Here is a 19,750-nt window from a genome sequence, read left to right as displayed (position 1 = left end):
GTGTCAGCCACGCTCCCAGTAGACAGGCCCGACGGGCTCATGGAAATCGCTCTGGGCCACGAGGAAGCCCTCGTCGTCCACGGTGATCGGCAGCTGCGGCAGCGCGTGGCTGGCCGGGCCGAAGATGACCTTGCACTCCTGCGTCAGGTCGAAGGTCGACTGGTGGCAGGGGCAGAGCAGGTGGTGGGTGTGCTGCTCGTACAGGGCGATCGGGCAGCCCACGTGCGTGCAGACCTTGGAGTAGGCGAAGATGCCGTCCACGTTCCAGTCCTCGCGACCCGGGGTGATCTTCACCTTGGCGGGGTCCAGGCGCATGAGCAGGACGACGGCCTTGGCCTTCTGGTTGAGCTTGTCGGGGCCCAGATCGTTCAGGCCGTCGGGGATGACGTGCACGGCCGAGCCGAGCGTGACGTCCGAGGCCTTGATGGGGGAGCCGGTGGGGTCGCGCACGAGGCGCACGCCCTCGGCCCACATGGTGTGGCGCAGACGCTCAGGGCCGAAGTTGTGAGCCTCCTGGTCCGAGAAATTGTCCGAGTCGTCCAGATCGCGGAACACGGCGATGAACGGCAGGGGGGCCAGCAGGGCGGCGCCGATCAGGGTGTTGCGCAGCAGGGGGCGGCGCTTGATCTGCGACTCGTCCAGGATCTCGGAGATCATCCCGGTGGCGGCCACGCGGTCGTCCTCCGAGCGGATCTCGTGACGGTCCTCCACGGTCTCGTGGTCCGGCATCAGGGTCTTGGCCCAGTGCACCACGCCGATGCCGATGCCGAACATGGCGAGGGCGGTGCCCAGGCCGAGCAGCAGGTTCTGCAGGTAGATCTTGCTGAACGCCTCACCGTTGCCGATCTGCCCCACACCGAAGTAGCCGATGAAGAAGAGCACCGTGCCCACGATGGAGATGAGGAACATGACCGAGACCTGACGCTCGGCGCGCTTCGCGGCCTTCGGATCCTCATCGGCCAGGCGCGGACGGTGCGGAGGCAGGCCCGGGTTGTCGATCGCGTACCGGGGCGCGTCCTCGCCGGCGTGCTCGAGGGAACCCGAGCGGTGCTCGGTCCCTTCAAAGCCTTTCTCGCCCATATGTCCTGTTTCCTTTACTCGAGTGATGAATGTCGATGACGGGTGGTCGGCGCGCCTGCGCCGATGGGATCAGGAGGATCGGCTGGTGAGCCAGACCATGAAGCCGATGATCAGCGCCAGGCCCGCGGTCCAGATGAACAGGCCCTCGGAGACGGGGCCGAGCGAGCCGAGGGTGAGGCCGCCGGGGGAGCCCTGGTTCTCGATGGTCTTGAGGTAGGCGATGATGTCGCGCTTGTCCTCGGGCTTGATGTTCGAGTCGGAGAACACCGGCATGTTCTGCGGGCCGGTCTCCATGGCCTCGTAGATGTGCTTCTCGTCCACGCCCTGCAGAGACGGGGCGTACTTGCCGCGGGTGAGCGCACCGCCGGCCGCAGCCGCGTTGTGGCACATGGCGCAGTTGATGCGGAACAGGTCGCCGCCACGGGTGATGTCCACGTCCTCGTGGTTCACATCCAGGTACTCGTCCTCGGGGATGGCCGGGCCGGCGCCGAGGGAGGCGACGTAGGCGGCGAGCTGAGCGGTCTGCTCCTCGTTGAACTGGTTCGGCTTGGCCGGGGCCTGCGGGCCGTTCATCTGCATGGGCATGCGGCCGGTGCCGACCTGGAAGTCGACGGACGCGGCGCCGACGCCGATCAGGGACGGGCCGGAGGGGCCCCCCGCGGCGCCCATGCCGTGGCAGGAGGCGCAGTTGGCGTTGAAGAGCTTCTCGCCCTCGGTGATGTCATCAGCCGAGGCGGCCGCGGTGACCTGCGTGGCCGCCTGTGCCTGGTTCACGGTGCTCGCGACGGAGTACAGTCCGCCGGTCACCAGGAGTCCCAGCAGGAGGAGCGCCAGCCCCATCAGGGGATGGCGTCGGTTCTGCGAAAGTGCCTTCACGGGGGTTTCCTATCGTTCTCTTACGGGCCGGACCGCTGCGTGCCCCCGGCCCGTACCTGACGTCGGTGCGGTGAGTGAGGGTCGTCTTACTTCAGGAAGTAGACGATGAAGAACAGGGCGATCCAGACGACGTCCACGAAGTGCCAGTAGTAGGACACGACGATCGCCGACGTGGCCTCGTGGTGGCCGAAGCGGCGGGCCATGTAGGCGCGGCCGATGATGAAGAGGAACGCGATCAGGCCACCGGTCACGTGGATGGCGTGGAAGCCGGTGGTGATGTAGAACGCCGAGCCGTACGCGTTCGCCGCGACGGTCACACCCTCGGAGACGAGGACCGCGTACTCGTAGGACTGCACCGCCACGAAGATCGAGCCCATGATGAAGGTCAGGATGAACCACTCGACCATGCCCCACTTCCCGAACTGCAGGAAGCCGCCGGTGCGGCGGGGCTGAAGGCGCTCGGCGGCGAGGACGCCGAACTGGGCGGTGACGGAGGAGAGCACCAGGATCGTCGTGTTCACCGCGGCGAGCGGGACGTTGAGGATCGCGGTGTGCTCGGCCCAGAGCTCCGGAGACGTGGAGCGAAGGGTGAAGTACATGGCGAAGAGCCCACCGAAGAACATGAGCTCGCTGGCAAGCCACACCATGGTCCCGACCTGCACCATGTTCGGCCGGCTCGGGAGCCCCGTGGTGGGCTGATGGAGAGTGGGGTTAGCTGTGGTCACCCAGCCATTATGGCCCCAAACACCGCCCGGGCGGTAAATCGAACCTACCGTGTCGCAGGACAGGTCGTCAGCACCGTCGGGGGGTTTCAGTGTCAGTCGGGGGCTGGCGTCCAGGGGATGTCCAGGTTCACGGCGGGCGGCGCATGACACGACGCGGTGCCGGGTGCGGCCGGGCCGCTAGGCTCAGTGCGTGAGCACCCCCGAGAACACCGCAGCAGTCCTTGGGACCTCCTGGCCGGAGGTCTTCCGCGCCCTCACCGTCGGTGAGGACCTCAGCGACGACGTCGCCGCGTGGGCCATGGGGGAGATGATGGCCGGCGATGCCACCGAGGGGCAGGTGGGCGGATTCCTCCTCGCCCTGGCCGCCAAGGGGGTGACGGTGCCGGAGCTGCGCGGCCTGACCGAGGCGATGGTCCAGGCGGCGAACCCGGTGCACGTGCCGGGGGAGACCCTCGACGTCGTGGGCACGGGTGGCGACCGCCTGGGCACCGTGAACCTCTCCACGATGTCCTCGCTCGTGGCCGCCGGTGCGGGCGCGCGGATCGTCAAGCACGGGAACCGCGGCGCCTCGTCCACCGCCGGCGCGGCCGACGTGATCGAGGCCCTCGGCGTGGACTTGTCCATGCCGACCCGGAAGGCCGAGGAGTGCGCCGAGGCCGTGGGCATCACGTTCCTGTTCGCCCAGAACTACCACCCGTCCATGAAGTATGTGGCCCCGGTGCGCAAGCAGCTCGGCGTGCCCACCGTGTTCAACTTCCTCGGCCCCCTGAGCAATCCGGCCCAGGTCACCGCCCAGGCCCTGGGCTGCTCGAGTGAGGCCATGGTCCCGCTGCTCGCGCAGGTGCTCGCGGACCGGGGGGTGCGCGGCTTCGTCTTCCGCGGGGCGGACGGCCGGGACAAGATCACGACGTCGGGGCCGTCGACCGTCATGGAGGTCCGGGACGGTGTGCGCACCCACGAGCTCGATCCCCGGGAGCTGGGCATCGACCTGGCCCCCGTTCAGGCCCTGGCCGGGCGGGACGGTGCCTACAATGCGACCCTCGTCCGCGCTCTGCTGGCGGGGGAGAAGGGTCCGATCCGCGACGCCGTCCTCCTCAACGCGGCCGCGGGCCTGACGGCCTGGGACCGTGACGCGGACGCGCCGCTGATGGAGCGGCTGGCGGCCAACGTGGCGCGGGCCGCCGAGTCGATCGACTCCGGCGCCGCGCGTGACGTCCTGGACCGCTGGGTCGCCTTCTCCCGGTCCTGATGGTGCGACGACGGGCCCTCGCCAGCGAGGTGGGGCCCGTCGTGGGGAGGACGCTCAGGAGTCGAAGCCGAGCGCCCATCCCTCGCCGAGGTCCTCGGACGAGTAGGTCCGGAAGGCCAGCATGGTCTCGGTGTCCTGGATCCCGTCGACCTTGGAGAGGTGGTCGGCGATCACGTCGGCGAGGTCCTCGTAGCGGCGCACCTTGACCATCGCCACCAGGTCCCACGCGCCGGTCACGGAGTAGACCGACCCGACCCCCTCGAGCGCGGCGAGGGTCTCGGCGGTCTCCGGGATGCTGGATTTGTCGGTCTTGATCAAGACGATGGCGGTGACCACGGGCGGTCCTCATTTCCTCGATGCTGTGGGTCCGGTGTCCGGGATGATCCTAGCTGCGCGCCGGGCCCTCACCTCCGGGTGCGGCGCACCAGCCAGGCGGTCACGGCCCGGCGGCCCAGGAGCAGGACGCCCAGCACCCCGAGCGCCACGAGCACGAAGGACACGGGTGCGCCACCGAGGCCGAAGGCCACGCGTAGGACCATCCCGACGGCGACGGTCCCCAGCCACACGATCACGCCGTGGGGCCACACGCGGGCCCAGGTCCGGTGTCCGGCGGTCAGCCCGGTCATGAGGAGGAGGCCCGCCAGGAACGGCGCCGCCGTGACCAGCAGCCCCAGCGGCCCGCGCTCTGTCGCGTGCTGCCCCTGGCCCAGAGCCACGAAGAGGAGGGTGAGGAGGAGGTCGACGGCAAGTGCCGGCTGGGCGCCGCGCGGGTCACGGTGCTCGGCGGGCACGGCACGACGGGCGGTGGGGGAGGACGTCATGCATCCAGTCTGGCCCACCGCAAGGTCGAGGCGGCGCGTCCAGCCACAGGTGACTCGGTGGACGGGGCCTATGACAAGATGCCAATGTTGTCAGAGGTAGGCTCTCTGTATGGTGTTCGTGCATCTGGTGCCCATCCGACCGACCGCTGCCACGGCCGACGACGCCCGACGTCTGGCAGCGGTGCTGCTCGATGATCCTCACCCGGACGCGGCTGTGATCGCGGCGGCGTGGCTTCTCGACGAATCCGGCCCGGTCGCCGATGCGGCGTCGCACGACGGCGAGCTGGCCGTCGTCGTCGAAAGCATGGCGGCTGCGGTGGGCCTGGCGTTGTGGGCTGTGCGGACCGGGTCCTGGGCGGTGCTGTTGGATCCCGAGGATGCCCTCGACAAGGACTCATTATTGTCGTACCTGACAACGGCCGAGCGGCGGCGGGCCCGGCGGGCACCGGGCCGACTCGTGCTGCCGGGCGGAGGTCGCGCGGACCGCGCCTCGGATGCCGGCCGAGAGGCCGATCTACGCTGTGCGGAGGCCACCCTGCAGCTGGTCGCCACGGTGGAACGGCGCCGGTCCGCTGATCAGCACGCGGCGGGACGGCTGGTCGAAGCCGGCGCCAGTCAGCGAGAGGCGGCGGCCGAGCTCGGGATCAGTCAGCAGGCCGTCCATTCCCGGTTGCGACACGGGCTCTGGCACGAGAGCCGGACGGCGGTGGCGGCCGTCCTGCCGTTGCTGGACCGGCTGTCCACAGACCCGGGGGAGTGAATCCCCGGCACGCGGCGCCGGCGTCAGCCGGCGCGACCTCCTGGGCCAGGTCCCGATGTGGCGCGTGCCGTGCAGGCGGCCTCCGAAGGGGAGGCGAAGAACGGGCTAGTTGACATAATGTACATTATCGGCGCAACGCAGAACGGCGGACAGGGACGCCCGCGCGGCGGGTCTCGCGCGTAGCCTGGACCCATGACGATCATGACCGACCAGCGCGACCGCCCCCTGCACGCGACGATCGCCGTCGTCCTGGCCATCGCCACGGCGGGCTACCTGGCTCCGTGGGCCATTGCCGCCGTCCGCGGCCGTTCCAACGTGTGGGCGGTGTTCTGGGTGAACCTGCTCACGGGGTGGACCGTCCTCGGCTGGTGCATCGCGCTGTACATGTCACTCACCAGCCATCGCCGGCTGCGGCCCTGGGGTCCGCGCGGCCTCTGACCGCGCGGACCGCCCCTCAGGACAGGCGCGCGACGACGGCCCGCACACCGTCTCCCTCGGCGACCAGGCATCGCGGGCCGTCGACGTCCGCCTCGTCCGTCTCGGACAGCTCGACCGGCACCTCGAGCTCCCCCGTCGCATCGGCGCCGATCACGCGGAGGGTGAGATCCGGGGCGCGCGTCTCGAGGTAGGTCCCGGACTCGTCGTGCATCTCGAGTCGGGCCTGCGGGATCTCGCCCCGCACGGCGGCCGCGAGGATGCGGCGCGCGTCCGGGTCGGTGGCGGCGTCCACGACCCAGCGGTGTCCCAGGACGGAGTGCTCCGTCTCGGCCACGACGTCCCCTTCGGCGGGTGCCTCGCCTCGGTAGGCGAACGCGGTCTGATAGAGCCGGTCCCCCACGCGCACGACCATCGACTCGACGCCGATCTCACCGGCGGGATCGTCGAACCGGTACGAGCCGACCTTCTCGGCGGCCACGTCCTCGGGCAGTCCGTGCGCCACCAGGCGGCGGCGGATCCATTCGGGCTTGTCCGGGTCCAGGCGTGCGGTGTAGATGAGAGCCATGCCCCGACCGTAGCCCCGACGTCGCTCGCCCGCGAGGGCCCGCCGGCCGGCGGCGCGGCTCAGCCCTGCACGGCCCGCACGGCGTGGTCCATGGCCCGGTAGGCGTCGAGCTCGCGGGCTTCGGCCGCCCCGCCGATCAGGCGCACCGCCTCCGGCGCGTAGCCCGCGGCCACGAGGTCCTCGACGAGATCCGTCTCGGACACCTGCCCGGCGCACACGACGACGTCCGTCACGTCCAGGGTCAGCGCCACGCGGGCCTCGGGGTCCTCCGGCGACGGCGCGGTCACGCGCAGACCGTCGGGGCCGACGCCCTCGTAGGTCACACCGGAGTGCAGCTGGACCCCGTGCTGCCGCAGCTCGGCGCGGTGCACCCAGCCGGTGGTGGGGCGCAGTCGGGCGCCGATGGGTCCGGGGCTGCGCTGGAGCAGATGGACCTCGCGTCCGGGGCGGGCCGCGGCCGGCTTCGCGAGCTGGCCCGGCGTCTCCGAGGTCAGGGCCACGCCCCAGCGGGCCCGCCAGTGCGCCTGCGTCTCGGGTGTCCCGTCCGGCCGTTCGGTGCCGGCTGCCAGGGCCTCGGCGACATCCACGCCCACGCCGCCGGCGCCGATCACCGCGACGCGCGGGCCGACGTCGACGTGTCCCAGGACCACGTCGTCGTACGCGTGGACGGCGGGCGCGCCCGGCTCCCCCGCCCCGGGCAGATCGACGGGCCGCGGCCGCACGCCGGTGGTGAGGAGCACCTCGTCGTAGCCCGGCCGCCCATCGTCCGTCAGGAGTGCCTGTGCGGAGACCTCCTCCCCGGTCACGAGCGTCACCCCGGATGCCTCAGCGCGGGCCGCCAGGTGCTCCAGCGCCGGACCGAACTCCTCCTTGCCGGGAATGCGGCGGGCGAGCCGGAACTGCCCACCGGGCTCGGCGTGCCGGTCGAACAGGGTGACCTCGTGCCCGAACCGGGCCGCACGCTCCGCGGCCGTCAGGCCCGCCGGCCCGGCACCGACCACGGCGATCCGGCGCCGGCGACCGAGGGCCACCGGGACGGGCGCGGCGTACTCCGGCTCCGTCTCCCGCCCGGCGCGGGGGTTCATCAGGCACGAGACCTTGGCCCCGGTGAACACGTGGTCGAGGCAGGCCTGGTTGCAGGCGATGCACGGGGTCAGGGTCCGAGCGCGCGGGTCGCTGATCGCGGCCATCCACTCGGGGTCCGCCAGCAGGGGCCGGGCCAGCCCGACGAGCGCGGCGGCCCCGGACGTCAGCGCCTCCTCCGCCTCGGCGGGGGTGGTCAGCCGGTTGGAGGCGATCACGGGGATGTCGACGGCGGCGGTCAGGTCAGCCGAGGCGGCGAGGAACGCGGCGCGCGGCACGGAGGTCACGATGGTCGGCACACGCGACTCGTGCCACCCGATGCCGGTCATCAAGACGTCCGCTCCGGCGGCCTCGAAGGCCCGGGCGGTGTCCGCGATCTCCGCGCGCGTCTGCCCGTCGGGGACGAGGTCCGCCGCCGAGGTGCGCACCGAGAGCACGCCGCGCTCCCCCAGCGCCTCGCGCACGGCCGCGACCACCGCGACCGGGAACCGGCGTCGGCGCTCGGCGTCGCCCCCGTACTCGTCGGCGCGTCGGTTCGTCGCCGGGGCGAGGAACTGGTTGAGGAGGTAGCCCTCCGAGGCCATGATCTCCACGCCGTCGTATCCGGCCTCCAGGGCCAACGTGGCCGCGCGTGCGAACGCGTTCACGGTCCGCTCGATGTCCGCGGCCGTCATCTCCCGGGGCGTGTGCCGCGAGATCGGGGCGCGCACCGCGGAGGCCGAGACCAGGTCGGGGCTGGGGGCGTAGCGTCCCGCGTGCAGCAGCTGGGCGAGGATCCTGCCCCCGGCTGCGTGGACGGCGTCCGTGACGACGCGATGGGCGCGCGCGTCCTCCTCGCTGGCGAGCATCCCCCCGCCCAGCGTCACCGTGCCCTCGGGGACGACGCCCAGGCCGCCGGTGACGATGAGCCCGACGCCGCCGCGTGCCCGCTCCGCGTAGAACGCCGCCAGCTGCGGCAGGTCGTCGTGCCGGTCCTCCAGTCCCATGTGCATCGAGGCCATGACCACCCGGTTGGGCAGCGTGAGGGGGCCCAGAGTGATCGGCTGGAGCAGGGGCGAGACCGCGACGGGTGAAGATGTCATGCAGCTCACATTACCGGGCGGTAGCCCCCTCCTTCCAGGACCGCCTGGGGACACGCTGTGTCCGGCGCCACTGCGTAGGGCAGGATGGGGATCACACGTCGACGCGCGGCAGACCCGTCCGCGCACCCGACACGGAGGGGAGCGCACGCATGGAGTGGATCGAGGCGAACGCGGGCTGGCTGTGGCTGGTGCTGGCCGCCGGCCTGGCCGGCGTCGAGCTGCTGACCCTGGACCTCGTCTTCCTGATGATCGCCGCCGGGGCCGGCGCGGCGGGCGTGGTCGCGCTCGTGGGCGGCCCGCTGGCGCTCCAGCTCGCGGCGTTCGCCGCCGTCGCCCTGCTGATGCTCGCCGCCGTGCGCCCCGTCGCGCTGCGCCACCTGCGCAAGGACACCGGCGCCGGCGCCTCCTACCTGGACACGCTCCCGGGGCGCCGCGTCGCGGCCCAGGGAGCGATCACCGGCGACGCCGGCACGCTCGCCGTCGACGGCGACACCTGGTCCGCCCGCGTCGAGCCCGGGGCGCCCGAGGTCGCCCCCGGCGACGAGGTGACCGTCCTGCGCATCGACGGGGCCACCCTGGTGGTCCGCCCGCTCCCCCGCATCGACTGGGAGGCGGACGGCGCCTGAGCCGCCCCACGTCCTCGTTCCGACCGCACCGACCCCAGAAGAAGGGACCCCGATGGAAACCCTCATCGTCCTCGTCGTCCTCGCCGTCCTCGCGGCGGTGATCGTGGCCTCCTCGGTCAAGATCATCCCGCAGGCGCGGACGGCCAACATCGAACGCCTCGGCAAGTACAACCGCACGGCCGGCGCCGGGCTGACCCTGATCATCCCGTTCGTGGACCGCATGCTCCCGATGGTGGACATGCGCGAGCAGGTCGTCTCCTTCCCGCCCCAGCCGGTGATCACCGAGGACAACCTCGTCGTCTCCATCGACACGGTCGTCTACTTCCAGGTCACGGACGCCAAGGCCGCGACCTATGAGATCGCCAACTACATCCACGCGGTGGAGCAGCTCACCACCACCACCCTGCGCAACGTCGTGGGCGGCATGAACCTCGAGGAGGCCCTGACCTCTCGCGACTCCATCAACTCCCAGCTGCGCGGCGTGCTGGACGACGCCACCACGCGCTGGGGCCTGCGGGTCTCGCGGGTGGAGCTCAAGGCCATCGACCCGCCCATGTCCATCCAGGACTCGATGGAGAAGCAGATGCGCGCCGAGCGCGACCGTCGCGCCGCCATCCTCACCGCCGAGGGCACGAAGCAGGCCGCCATCCTCACGGCCGAGGGCGAGCGCCAGTCCCAGATCCTCTCCGCCGAGGGCGAGGCTCAGGCCCGCGTGCTGCGCGCCAACGCCGAGGCGGAGGCGATCGAGGTGGTCTTCGACGCCATCCACTCCGGCGGCGCCGACTCCGAGGTCCTGGCCTACCAGTACCTGCAGTCCCTGCCCAAGATCGCCGACGGCCAGGCCACCACCATGTTCGTGGTCCCTGCCGAGCTCACCCGCGCCCTGCAGGGCCTCGGTGAGGCGTTCGCCCCCGGCGACGGCGGCCGCCCCACCCCGGAGCACGCACCCCGGCGTCGGGACTCCGGGGACCGCGCGGGCGAGTCGGGAGCCGAGCACGCCGGCGTCACCCCGGAGCGCGCGCGGCGGCCGCGTGGGTCCCGGCCCACCACCGCGGACGCCCTGCGCGCCAGCGGCGTCATGGACGCGATGACCGCCGGCGCGGTGACGGCGGAGGACATGCCGCAGACCTCGCTCGACGAGGCCCTCGCCACGCCGCAGGAGATCGAGCCCGACCCGTCGGCCGGCCGCACCCCCGGCACCCGCCCGGCCGGCGAGGCGGACGGGAATGCTGTGGGACACTGAATGGTTCCATCAGTGAGGACGACCCGCCGCGCCTCGATCGGCCCGCGCCCCCGCGCGGGCCTCGGCGCGGCCTGACGAGGAGGAAACGTGAGCGATCGCAGCCTGCGGGGCATGCGCCTGGGCGCGCAGTCCCTGGAGTCCGAGGCCGGCGTCGAGCCCGCCGCCCGGCAGCGGGTGGAGTACCGCACGGAGGACGGCGAGCAGGTGTTCGTGACCTTCTCCGTGGAGGCGGACGTGCCGGCGACCTGGACCTCGAAGACCGGCAAGGAGGCGTTCCTCGTCAGCGGCGAGAAGCCGGCTGAGACCGAGGGCAAGCCCGTGCGCACCCACTGGGACATGCTGCGCGAGCGCCGCAGTCTCGAGGAGCTGGAGGAGACCTACAAGATCCAGCTCAACAAGCTGCGCGCCAGCCGCGGCGAGGAGGTTGACGCCTGACCCGCCGCTCCCCCATGCACGACGGGGCCGGATCCGCCATGGATCCGGCCCCGTCGTCCTTCGGGGGCTGTGCGCCTCAGAGGCCGAGGCGGGCGCGCAGGCCCTCCCAGCGCGCGGCCAGGCCCCACCGGGTCACGTTGACCACGGCCTCGCCGATGATACCGCCGCTCATCTTGGACTCGCCGAGCTCACGTTCCACGAACGTGATCGGGACCTCGACGATCCGCTTGCCGAGGCGGGCCGTGCGGAAGGTCATGTCCACCTGGAACCCGTAGCCCTTGGACTCGATCGCGTCGAGGTCGATCGCACGGAGCGTGTCGGCCCGGTAGGCGCGGTAGCCCGCCGTGATGTCCGTCAGGTTGAGGCCGAGCATGATCCGCGGGTACAGGGAGCCGGCCCACGAGATCATCTTGCGGGAGGTCGGCCAGTTCACCATCTTTCCGCCCGGCACGCGGCGCGAGCCGATCACCAGGTCCGCGGTGCGGACGGCCTCCAGCAGGCGCGGCAGCTGCTCCGGCTGGTGCGAGCCGTCCGCGTCCATCTCGACCAGGACGTCGTAGCCGCGTTCCAGGCCCCAGCGGAACCCGGCGATGTAGGCACCGCCCAGGCCGTCCTTGGTGGTGCGGTGCAGCACGTGCACCGAGGGGTCCTCGGCGGCGCGGGCGTCGGCCCAGTCGCCGGTGCCGTCCGGGGAGGCGTCGTCCACCACGAGAACGTCGGACTCCGGGACGGCGTCACGGAGTCGGCCGAGGGTCAGCGGCAGCGACTCGATCTCGTTGTACGTGGGGATGATGGTCAGCACGCGCATGTGCGGTTCTCGCCTTCCGGCCGGGGTCGTGGGGGCGGCCCGCCGGTCGGACGGGCCATCGCATCCGTTCGAGTATAGGAAGCGGAGGTCTCAGGCCGGCGTCGCGCCATCGCGCGCGTCGCGGGCCACGTCCTCCGCGGCGATCCGGCCGTCCACCCAGGTGGCCCGCCAGCGGGGCAGGGCGGTCTCGGCGTCGAGGGCCGGCAGCAGCGGGGTGCCGGCTCGGGTGTCCGTGCTCCACGCCGCCACCCGGCCGTCCGGCGACTGCACAGCGACCGCGTCCGCGTCCCAGACGCCGAACACTGCCGGGGCCGACACGCTCAGGCGCGGGGCGACGGACAGGCCGGCCGCCGGAGCGTCGGGCAGCGCGCGCAGCGGGGTGCGGGTCGCGGCGGCGAAGGCGGAGCGGGCGGAGATGCGCTCGTCCGGGTCGGGGTGGGACAGCGCCGACCGGACGGCGGCCCACGGGTCCCCGGCCGGGCCGGCGCCCAGGCACACGGAGACGGCGTCGGCCAGCAGGCTCGCCACGGGGGCGTGCAGCACGCCGTCCGCGTCGGGGACGACGGTGGCGCTGACCCCGGCGGCGGCCAGGAAGGCGCGGTCCTCGGCGGTGACCGAGTGGGTGACCACGAGCCGATGGCGCACGCGGCCCAGGGCGGCGGTGCCGAGTTCCTCCGCGACCGAGCGCAGGGCGGTCAGGGCCACGTCCTGGGCGGCGGGCCCGGCGTCCGCACCGCCGTCGGGGACGAGGTAGGCCTGCTCCCCCGCCTGGGTCGAGGCCGTCAGGAGGCCGGTGAGCGTGGCGGGGTCGGTGTCGGTCCTGACGGGCAGCCACACCCCGGCCGCCTCGGCGTCCACGCGGTCGGCGTGCCGGTAGACGACCGTCTGGATGTCCTCGTCGGCGGGCGCGGCGCCCGTGTCCTCGGGCCCGGCCAGGACCGTCACGACGGCGGTGCCGCGGCTCAGCGCGTCACGCGCGTCCGCGGGCCGGGCCAGCGGCTCGACGAACACGGGCACGACGACGGCGCCGTCGAGGTCCCGCCGTTCGTCACCCGGATCGGCCACGCGGTCCGCGGAGTCGTCCGCGCCGAGCCAGGCGATCATCCCGTCCCGGACCAGCAGCGCCTGTGCGTACGGGTCCGTCGTGGAGTGGATGATGCCGCGGGTCAACAGGTGTGCGCTCACCCGCCCACCCTAGCCCGTGTCAGTCCTCGTCCGCGCGCGGCGCCGAGGCCGCCGGCAGCGAGGTGGCCACGACGCCGCGGGAGACGAGGTCCGCGGCCCGGCGGCAGGCACGGCTGCGACGGGTGTCCCCGGGGACGTTGGCCAGCTGGCCCAGCACGTCGATGACCTGCCGCGCCCAGCGGACGAAGTCGCCCGCGGCGAGGTCCGCGCCGTCAAGGGTGCGGCGCAGGGTGGCGCCCCGCACCCAGCGGTGCATGGGTGCCACCAGCCCGGGGTCCGTCCGGGGCGTCGGCTCGAGCCGGGCCTGGGCCTCGTCCGTGCGCAGGCGCTCCTCGATGCGCTCGGCGGCCTCCACGACGCGCGCGAGCCGGGGGGTCGGCATCGGGACCAGTCCGGGCTCGGTCTCCCCCTTGCCCTGGTACACGAGCAGCGCGGCGACGGCGGCCCACTCCTCCGGCGTCAGGCCGTCCATGGCCGGATCCTGCAGCACCAGCGAGGTGAACAGGTCCCGCTCGCCGTAGATCCGGCGCAGGGCCTCGCCGCGCTCCGTGAGCGCCGCACGGGGTGAGGGCGCGTCCTCCTGCACGTAGCCGTAGGCGCGCAGCAGACCGACCACGCGGTCGAACGTGCGGGCGATGGTGTTGGTGCGGCCCGCGATGCGCTCCCTCAGGACGGAGACCTCCCGCCGCATGGCCCACCAGCGGTCGCCCCAGCGGGCGTGCTCCTCGCGGTCCTGGCAGCCGTGGCACGGGTGGCGGCGCAGCGCCCGGCGCAGCTCCTCGACCCGGGGCGCGGCCGGGTCCTCCCGGAGGCGGAAGCCCGCCGTGCTGCGGCCTCCGGCGGGCGGGCGGCCCGTGCGCACGGCCTCGCGCATGAGCGCGGCGACGTCCTTGCGCTGCGCGGGCGTCTTCACCTGCACCACCTGGGGCAGGGCGGCGCCTGCCACCGGCTCGACCGGCCCGGCGACGTCGTCCACCGTGATGCGGCGCAGCTGCGCCTTGTCCGTGACGACGCCGACGCGCGGATTCTGGGGGTTGCCGGCGGGGAACACGACGACGGCCCGGCCGAGTGAGCGGCCGGCATCGAGCTCGACGACGTCCCCGACCGCGAGGTTCGCGAGCGAGTCCTTCACGGCGGCCAGGTGGGCTCGACGGCGTCCCTGCGAGCCGGACTTCTCCGCGGCCGCGAGCTCCTTGCGCAGGGTGAGGTACTCGGCGAAGTCGCCGAGGTGACACTGCATGGCCTCCTCGTACTTCTCGAGGCTGGCCTGCTTCGAACGGAGCTCGCGGGCCAGGCCCACCACGGAGCGGTCCGCCTGGAACTGGGCGAACGAGGACTCGAGGATGCCCCGCGCCTGCTCCGCGCCGACCTGCGCCAGCAGATTCGCGGACATGTTGTAGGTGGGCCGGAACGAGGAGCGCAGCGGGTACGTGCGGCGCGAGGCCAGGCGCGCGACGGCGGCCGGGTCCAGCCCGGGACGCCACATCACCACGGCGTGGCCCTCGACGTCGATGCCGCGGCGGCCCGCCCGGCCCGTCAGCTGGGTGTACTCCCCCGGCGTGATGTCGACGTGGTTCTCGCCGTTGAACTTGACCAGCTTCTCGATCACCACGGAGCGGGCCGGCATGTTGATGCCGAGGGCGAGGGTCTCCGTGGCGAACACGGCCTTGAGCGCGCCGGCGGTGAACAGGTCCTCGACGGCCTCCTTGAACGGGGGCAGCATGCCGGCGTGGTGGGCCGCGAAGCCCCGGGACAGGCCGTCCCGCCACGCCCAGAACCCGAGGATCTCCAGGTCCTCGACGGGCAGCAGGCGCGCCGCCTCCTCGACCCGCTCGGCCACGAGCGCCTTCTCCCGCGCCGTGGTGAGGTCGAGCCCGGCCCGCAGGCACTGCTCCACGGCGGCGTCGCAGCCGGTCCGGGAGAAGATGAAGGTGATGCATGGCAGCAGCCCGTCGCGGTCGAGGACCCGGATCATCTCCGGACGCGACGTGGACAGCCGCGGTCCGCGCCGCGGGCCGCCGTCGTGACCGCCCGGCCGACCAGAGACCGGCCGCTCCCGGTCCAGTGCGGACGAGCCGGTCCGGCCCCGGCCGCCGTCGCGACCCGTGTGCCGGCCGCCCCTGGCCCGCCCCTTCGTGCCGCCCCCGCGCCCGTCGCGGTGCTGCTGCCGCCCGGGGCGCCCCCAGTCGGCGCGCTGGAACCGGCGCTCGGCCTCCTCCCCCAGGCGCTTGAGCTCGGGGTTGAGCAGGGCCTCCCCGTCCCGGTCCGCGGCGTCCTCGAAGGCGATGTCCTCGGCGAACAGGTCGTAGAGCCGGCCCCCGGCCATGATGTGCTGCCACAGCGGCACCGGCCGGTGTTCCGAGACGATCACGGTGGTGGCGCCCCGGACCGTGTCGAGCCAGGCGCCGAACTCCTCGGCGTTGGACACCGTGGCGGACAGGGAGATCAGCTGCACGTGCTCGGGCAGGTGGATGATGACCTCCTCCCACACCGGTCCCCGAAACCGGTCGGCGAGGTAGTGGACCTCGTCCATGACGACGAAGCCGAGGTCGATGAGGGTGTCCGACTGCGCGTACAGCATGTTGCGCAGCACCTCGGTGGTCATCACGACGACGGGCGCGTCCGGATTGACGGAGGTGTCCCCCGTGAGCAGGCCGACGTTCTCCGCGCCGTGCACGCGGGCGAGGTCCGCGTGCTTCTGGTTGCTGAGGGCCTTGATGGGGGTGGTGTAGAACGCCTTCGTGCCGCGGGCCAGGGCCAGGTGGACGGCGAACTCGCCGACCACCGTCTTGCCGGCACCGGTGGGCGCCGCGACGAGGACGCCGTGGCCGTCCTCGACCTCGGCGCACGCGCGGCGCTGGAAGTCGTCGAGGGGAAAGCCCACGCGTGCGGCGAACCGGCCGAGCTCGGAGCCGGCATGGTGCCGGGCCGCCCGGGCACGGGCGTAGCGCTCCGCCGGGCTCAGCTCGGGTTCGTCGTGCGGGGTCGCGGACGCGGGATGGTGGGCCATGGCCCCACCCTACTGGCGGGTCCGGACACCGTCGTGCTCGTGCGTCCGGGCGGGAGGGCTGCGGCGGGCGCCGCTCAGATCTGATCGAGCGGCTTCGGGCCTGCGGCGAGCTCCGCCTCGACGTCCATCTCACGCTGGCCCTTCCGACGGTCGCGACGCCGATCGCCCCACAGACACAGGACGATGGCCACGCCGAAGAGGACGACGAGCGGGATCGCCATGTAGAACATGGAGATGGCGTCCGCACCGGGGGCGGCGATCGCGGCGATCAGCATGATCACGAAGACGGTGATGCGCCAGTGGTGGACGATCGTGCGGCCCGGCAGGATGCCGAGCATGTTCAGTCCCACCAGCAGCACCGGCAGGACCATGGCCACGCCGAACGCGAGGTAGAGACGCGTGACGAAGCTGATGTACACCGACGCCGTCGGGAGGTTCGCGCCGCCCTCGGGAGTGAAGCCCACGAAGAACTGGACGGCCTGCGGCATCACGAGCCACCCCAGCGCGATGCCGAAGATGAACAGGGGCACGGCCGCGGCGATGAAGCCCAGGGCGTACTTCTTCTCGGCCTTCTTCAGACCCGGCACGATGAATGCCCAGATCTGGTAGAGCCAGACCGGGCTGGACAGGATGAGCCCGATGAACATGCTGACCTTGAGCATGAGGTCGAACGGCGAGGCCACCGTGTCATAGGCGACGGCCGCCGTGTGTCCCTGGCTGGCGATCTCCTTGACCGGGCGGAACAGCTCCGCCATGACCGGCTGGTAGACGAGGAAGCCGATCACCATGCCGACCGCGACGGCGAGCGCCGACTTCAGCAGTCGGTTGCGCAGCTCCGTGAGGTGCTCGCGCAGCGGCATCTCGCCGGTGGGGTTGTCCCGCCGCTTCCGGCGGCGCCGGGTGCGGCGGGCGACCTCGTCGACCTCGGTCATCGGGTGGGGGTCCTTCCGGCTCAGCGCGGGTCGCGCGGGTCGGTCTCGTCACGCTCGACGACGCGGCCCTCGACCGGCTCGTCCGCGGCGGTGGAGCCGGCGCCGGAGCGCTCGTCCGTGGTGCCCTTGCCCTCGGTGCGCATCTGCTTCACCTCGGAGGAGAAGATGCGCATCGACTGGCCGAGGTTGCGGGCCATCGCGGGCAGCTTCGGCGCCGCGAAGAGCAGGATCGCGAGCAGGATGATGATGACGAGCTGCCAGCCCTGGAGTCCAGCCATGATGAAGGGTCCTTTCGATGGGGTTCCGGGGTCCAGGCTACCGCGCCGGCAGGGCCGCGAGGGCATCGCCCAGCGCGTCCGCCACGGACGTCCGGAGGTCGGCGGGGGCCAGCACCTCGACGGCGCCGCCGTGGCGTCCGACCAGCGCGGCCGCCACGGCGGCGTCGGTCAGATGCACCCGGGTGAGCCGGTCGCCGTCGGGCAGGTCGGCCTGGGCGTCCGGGCGGTAGCCGGCGGCCGCGTCGCGGACGGGATGGGCCCAGCGCAGCAGCACCGGCACCCCCGCAGTGTCGTCGGGATGGACCCGCCAGCGCGCGGGCCGAGCCCGGGGCGCGAACGTCTCCCCCGTGGGTGCGGGCGCGCTGATCCGGTCCACCCGGAACACCCGGTGGTCCTCGGCGCGACGGCACCACGCCTGCAGGTAGAGGCGCGCCCCGTCCTGCACGAGGGCCAGCGGCTCCACGTCCCGCTCGGTGAGGGCATCGGCATGCACGGAGCGGTAGGTCAGATGGACGACGGCCCGCTCCGCCACGGCGGCCAGCAGGGTGCGCACCGTCGCGGGGTCCACGGCCACGTCCCAGTGGGCGGCGACGGCGACCGGGGGCTCGCCGGCGGTGTGCGCCTCGGCCTCCCGGAGGGCGGCGTCGTCCGCGTCGTCCGCATCCGGGGCCCCCGCGTCCAGGACCGCGGCGCGGATCCGGCGCTGGGCGGAGCGAGCGGCCTCGCGGTCGGCCTCGTCCAGCACCGGCAGGTCCGCGACCGTCTGCAGGGCGGCGACGAGGCTGTGCGCCTCGGGGCGCGTCAGCCGCACGGGACCGGCCAGGTCGGCGGCGCGCTCCACGTGGACGCGGCCACCGACCTCCGCCACCTCGAACTGGAAGCCGGGGAAGTCCCGCTCGGGCATGCCGCAGTAGCGCAGCGTCTCGAGGTCGGCGTCGAGGCGCTCGTCGGTGATGCCGAGGCGGGCGCGCAGCTCCGCCCGGTCCACCCCACCGGCCCGGTTGGCCAGCCCCACGATGTCCAGCAGGCGGCCCACGAGGTCCTCGCTCGAGTCGCGGGCGCGACGTCGGACGGGCGCGGCGAGCGGGACCTCGAGCAGGGCCGGGTCGGCGGGGCCGGCGTGGGCCTCCGCCGCGGCGGCCAGGCCCGCGCGGACGCGGTCGGTCAGGTCCGGGTGCGCGGCGGAGGGCACGGCCCGGCCCAGCAGGCCGCCGATCTCCGCGGCGAGGCCGTCCTCGCGCGGCCCGGCGGGGGCCTCCCAGAGCTCCCAGTCGGGCCCCGGTGCGGCGCCGTCCTCGACCCGGGGCTCGGCGGGCTCACCGACCGCGCGGACGCCCTGACCCCGGCCGGGCGCGAGCCACACCCGGACCCGCTCGGCGTCGGCCTGCCCGGCCAGGCGCGCCACGAGGCCGGCGTGGTCGTGGTCCTCGGGACGGCCGGGGGCGTCCGTCGCCCGCTCGACGCGGCGCGGCTCCCCCTCCATCCGGGTGAGCCGGAAGCTGCGCTCGGCGCCGCGGTCGAGGTCCCAGCCGGTGAGGTACCAGCGGCCGCGCACGAGGGTGAGGTACCAGGCCCGCACGGTGCGCCGGGTGGCCCGCCCCCGCGCGTCGCGGTAGGGGAAGCGCAGCACGGCCTCGTCGGCCACGGCCTGGGTGAGGGCCTCGAGCCGGGGGTCGGCCCGGGGCATGAGGGTGTGGTACCCGGCCAGCTCGTCATCGCCCGTGAGGTCGGTGGCCGGCTGGAACAGCAGGCCCACGGCGCGGACGACGTCGGCGCGCAGCGGCGAGTCGCCCCACAGGCGCCGCGCCCGCACGAGGGCGCGGCGCTCGTCCACGGTCAGGTCGAGGTCGCGCAGCAGCAGCGCGTCGCGGACGACGCGGTGCCGCACCCCCGCCTCGCCCTCGTCGAAGCCCGCGGGTTCGAGGGTCTCCAGCGGGACCCCCACGGCGCGCAGCACGCGGCGGTCCCGCTGGAAGAGCTTCTCGAAAGCGGTGTCCGTGAGCCCCTCATAGCCGACGACCTGCCGTCGGATCCGGTCACGCTCGAGGCCGTGCGGCGCCGAGAGCAGCAGCCACAGCAGCGAGATGATGCGCTCGGCGGCCTCGTCGCCGGCGCGCCGTGGGGCGGGTGGGGTCACGGGGCCCGGGGTCAGTCGACCGAGACGAGGTCGCAGACGAAGATGAGCGTCTCGTTCGGCCCGATCGCGGAGCCGGCGCCGCGGGCGCCGTAGCCCAGGTGCGGCGGGATCTCGAGGCGGCGGCGGCCGCCGACCTTCATGCCGAGCAGGCCCTGGTCCCAGCCGGCGATGACCTGGCCGACGCCGACGGTCAGGGGCAGCGGGGTGCCGCGGTTCCACGAGGCGTCGAACTCCTCGCCGGTGGACCAGGCCACGCCCACGTAGTGGACCTGCACGCGGGAGCCGGCCTCGACGGCCGGGCCGGAGCCCTCGATCAGGTCCTCCACCACGAGCTCGGTGGGCGGGGTCTCGCCCGGGAAGTCGATCTCGGGCTTGGTGCGGTCGTAGTCGCGCTGTCCGAAGGACACGGTGCTCTCC

20 protein-coding genes are annotated in these 19,750 nt (G+C 73.3%); 6 read left to right on the top strand and 14 right to left on the bottom strand.

Annotation, left to right across the window (positions count from 1 at the left end):
* Positions 1–3: 3 nt before the first annotated feature.
* The 3 genes from qcrA to ctaE all read right to left on the bottom strand — a co-directional run bounded on the left by qcrA (position 4) and on the right by ctaE (position 2,681).
* Positions 4–1,080 carry a cytochrome bc1 complex Rieske iron-sulfur subunit gene (gene qcrA, locus ACFI33_RS00300; RefSeq protein ID WP_002854534.1) on the bottom strand — a complete coding sequence of 359 codons (1,077 nt, stop codon included), beginning with the start codon at positions 1,078–1,080 and terminating at the stop codon, positions 4–6.
* A gap of 69 nt (positions 1,081–1,149) precedes the next feature.
* The gene (gene qcrC, locus ACFI33_RS00295; protein WP_069941589.1) at positions 1,150–1,956 is read right to left on the bottom strand and encodes a cytochrome bc1 complex diheme cytochrome c subunit; all 807 of its coding nucleotides are present in this window, start codon (positions 1,954–1,956) and stop codon (positions 1,150–1,152) included.
* 86 nt (positions 1,957–2,042) lie between these two features.
* The gene (ctaE, locus tag ACFI33_RS00290) at positions 2,043–2,681 is read right to left on the bottom strand and encodes an aa3-type cytochrome oxidase subunit III (RefSeq protein WP_428842618.1); all 639 of its coding nucleotides are present in this window, start codon (positions 2,679–2,681) and stop codon (positions 2,043–2,045) included.
* A 190-nt stretch (positions 2,682–2,871) separates the two neighbouring features.
* Here ctaE and trpD point away from each other — a divergent pair, with 190 nt between their 5' ends.
* On the top strand, positions 2,872–3,930 hold the full coding sequence (gene trpD / locus ACFI33_RS00285; RefSeq protein WP_087114304.1) for an anthranilate phosphoribosyltransferase: 1,059 nt from the start codon (positions 2,872–2,874) through the stop codon (positions 3,928–3,930).
* 54 nt (positions 3,931–3,984) lie between these two features.
* On the opposite strand, the gene ACFI33_RS00280 is transcribed toward trpD, so the two are convergent.
* Both ACFI33_RS00280 and ACFI33_RS00275 read right to left on the bottom strand, forming a co-directional pair.
* A complete protein-coding gene (locus tag ACFI33_RS00280; RefSeq protein ID WP_002854527.1) occupies positions 3,985–4,266 on the bottom strand; it encodes an Lrp/AsnC family transcriptional regulator in 282 nt (93 codons plus the stop codon).
* Between the two features lie 68 nt (positions 4,267–4,334).
* Complete coding sequence (locus ACFI33_RS00275; protein ID WP_129866945.1) at positions 4,335–4,751, bottom strand: DUF3054 domain-containing protein; 417 nt, start codon at positions 4,749–4,751, stop codon at positions 4,335–4,337.
* A gap of 109 nt (positions 4,752–4,860) precedes the next feature.
* Between ACFI33_RS00275 and ACFI33_RS00270 the strand changes: the two genes are divergently transcribed.
* Both ACFI33_RS00270 and ACFI33_RS00265 read left to right on the top strand, forming a co-directional pair.
* On the top strand, positions 4,861–5,511 hold the full coding sequence (locus ACFI33_RS00270) for a hypothetical protein (RefSeq protein WP_087114303.1): 651 nt from the start codon (positions 4,861–4,863) through the stop codon (positions 5,509–5,511).
* A gap of 192 nt (positions 5,512–5,703) precedes the next feature.
* Positions 5,704–5,949 carry a superinfection immunity protein gene (locus ACFI33_RS00265; RefSeq protein ID WP_020624801.1) on the top strand — a complete coding sequence of 82 codons (246 nt, stop codon included), beginning with the start codon at positions 5,704–5,706 and terminating at the stop codon, positions 5,947–5,949.
* Between the two features lie 16 nt (positions 5,950–5,965).
* Here ACFI33_RS00265 and ACFI33_RS00260 read toward each other — a convergent pair whose 3' ends face one another.
* Entirely contained in the window at positions 5,966–6,514 is a 549-nt protein-coding gene (locus ACFI33_RS00260; protein WP_020624802.1) for a maltokinase N-terminal cap-like domain-containing protein, read from the bottom strand.
* A gap of 59 nt (positions 6,515–6,573) precedes the next feature.
* A complete protein-coding gene (locus ACFI33_RS00255; RefSeq protein WP_020624803.1) occupies positions 6,574–8,679 on the bottom strand; it encodes an NADPH-dependent 2,4-dienoyl-CoA reductase in 2,106 nt (701 codons plus the stop codon).
* Between the two features lie 149 nt (positions 8,680–8,828).
* On the opposite strand from ACFI33_RS00255, the gene ACFI33_RS00250 reads away from it, so the two are divergent.
* The 3 genes from ACFI33_RS00250 to ACFI33_RS00240 all read left to right on the top strand — a co-directional run bounded on the left by ACFI33_RS00250 (position 8,829) and on the right by ACFI33_RS00240 (position 10,983).
* Positions 8,829–9,305, top strand: a complete 477-nt coding sequence (locus ACFI33_RS00250) for an NfeD family protein (RefSeq protein ID WP_020624804.1) — start codon at positions 8,829–8,831, stop codon at positions 9,303–9,305.
* 52 nt (positions 9,306–9,357) lie between these two features.
* A complete protein-coding gene (locus tag ACFI33_RS00245) occupies positions 9,358–10,548 on the top strand; it encodes an SPFH domain-containing protein (RefSeq protein WP_020624805.1) in 1,191 nt (396 codons plus the stop codon).
* 87 nt (positions 10,549–10,635) lie between these two features.
* Positions 10,636–10,983, top strand: coding sequence for an RNA polymerase-binding protein RbpA (locus ACFI33_RS00240; protein WP_060774975.1), 348 nt, complete (start codon positions 10,636–10,638; stop codon positions 10,981–10,983).
* Between the two features lie 76 nt (positions 10,984–11,059).
* Here ACFI33_RS00240 and ACFI33_RS00235 read toward each other — a convergent pair whose 3' ends face one another.
* The 7 genes from ACFI33_RS00235 to ACFI33_RS00205 all read right to left on the bottom strand — a co-directional run bounded on the left by ACFI33_RS00235 (position 11,060) and on the right by ACFI33_RS00205 (position 19,740).
* Complete coding sequence (locus ACFI33_RS00235; RefSeq protein WP_036315073.1) at positions 11,060–11,791, bottom strand: polyprenol monophosphomannose synthase; 732 nt, start codon at positions 11,789–11,791, stop codon at positions 11,060–11,062.
* A 90-nt stretch (positions 11,792–11,881) separates the two neighbouring features.
* Positions 11,882–12,976 carry a hypothetical protein gene (locus ACFI33_RS00230; RefSeq protein WP_036336528.1) on the bottom strand — a complete coding sequence of 365 codons (1,095 nt, stop codon included), beginning with the start codon at positions 12,974–12,976 and terminating at the stop codon, positions 11,882–11,884.
* A gap of 19 nt (positions 12,977–12,995) precedes the next feature.
* Positions 12,996–15,986, bottom strand: coding sequence for a DEAD/DEAH box helicase (locus ACFI33_RS00225; protein ID WP_462623636.1), 2,991 nt, complete (start codon positions 15,984–15,986; stop codon positions 12,996–12,998).
* 74 nt (positions 15,987–16,060) lie between these two features.
* Positions 16,061–16,918: a twin-arginine translocase subunit TatC gene (gene tatC, locus ACFI33_RS00220; protein WP_070708942.1), complete on the bottom strand. Its 858-nt coding sequence runs from the start codon at positions 16,916–16,918 to the stop codon at positions 16,061–16,063.
* Positions 16,919–16,938: 20 nt separating this feature from the next.
* A complete protein-coding gene (locus ACFI33_RS00215; protein WP_002855080.1) occupies positions 16,939–17,196 on the bottom strand; it encodes a twin-arginine translocase TatA/TatE family subunit in 258 nt (85 codons plus the stop codon).
* Between the two features lie 37 nt (positions 17,197–17,233).
* Positions 17,234–19,333, bottom strand: a complete 2,100-nt coding sequence (locus tag ACFI33_RS00210; protein ID WP_396830857.1) for a helix-turn-helix transcriptional regulator — start codon at positions 19,331–19,333, stop codon at positions 17,234–17,236.
* A gap of 11 nt (positions 19,334–19,344) precedes the next feature.
* The gene (locus ACFI33_RS00205; RefSeq protein WP_010078659.1) at positions 19,345–19,740 is read right to left on the bottom strand and encodes an FKBP-type peptidyl-prolyl cis-trans isomerase; all 396 of its coding nucleotides are present in this window, start codon (positions 19,738–19,740) and stop codon (positions 19,345–19,347) included.
* Positions 19,741–19,750: the final 10 nt, after the last annotated feature.

It is taken from the genome of Micrococcus sp. PSi08 (genome assembly GCF_054960655.1).
This window is presented reverse-complemented; position numbering and strand designations above follow the sequence as displayed.

Excerpts from the sequence above, each read along its gene's own strand:
- qcrA (WP_002854534.1), bottom strand. The coding sequence starts at position 1,080 with ATGGGCGAGAAAGGCTTTGAAGGGACCGAGCACCGCTCGGGTTCCCTC.
- ACFI33_RS00275 (WP_129866945.1), bottom strand. The coding sequence starts at position 4,751 with ATGACGTCCTCCCCCACCGCCCGTCGTGCCGTGCCCGCCGAGCACCGT.
- ACFI33_RS00270 (WP_087114303.1), top strand. The coding sequence starts at position 4,861 with ATGGTGTTCGTGCATCTGGTGCCCATCCGACCGACCGCTGCCACGGCC.
- ACFI33_RS00265 (WP_020624801.1), top strand. The coding sequence starts at position 5,704 with ATGACGATCATGACCGACCAGCGCGACCGCCCCCTGCACGCGACGATC.
- ACFI33_RS00260 (WP_020624802.1), bottom strand. The coding sequence starts at position 6,514 with ATGGCTCTCATCTACACCGCACGCCTGGACCCGGACAAGCCCGAATGG.
- ACFI33_RS00255 (WP_020624803.1), bottom strand. The coding sequence starts at position 8,679 with ATGACATCTTCACCCGTCGCGGTCTCGCCCCTGCTCCAGCCGATCACT.
- ACFI33_RS00250 (WP_020624804.1), top strand. The coding sequence starts at position 8,829 with ATGGAGTGGATCGAGGCGAACGCGGGCTGGCTGTGGCTGGTGCTGGCC.
- ACFI33_RS00245 (WP_020624805.1), top strand. The coding sequence starts at position 9,358 with ATGGAAACCCTCATCGTCCTCGTCGTCCTCGCCGTCCTCGCGGCGGTG.
- ACFI33_RS00235 (WP_036315073.1), bottom strand. The coding sequence starts at position 11,791 with ATGCGCGTGCTGACCATCATCCCCACGTACAACGAGATCGAGTCGCTG.
- ACFI33_RS00225 (WP_462623636.1), bottom strand. The coding sequence starts at position 15,986 with ATGGCCCACCATCCCGCGTCCGCGACCCCGCACGACGAACCCGAGCTG.
- tatC (WP_070708942.1), bottom strand. The coding sequence starts at position 16,918 with ATGACCGAGGTCGACGAGGTCGCCCGCCGCACCCGGCGCCGCCGGAAG.
- ACFI33_RS00215 (WP_002855080.1), bottom strand. The coding sequence starts at position 17,196 with ATGGCTGGACTCCAGGGCTGGCAGCTCGTCATCATCATCCTGCTCGCG.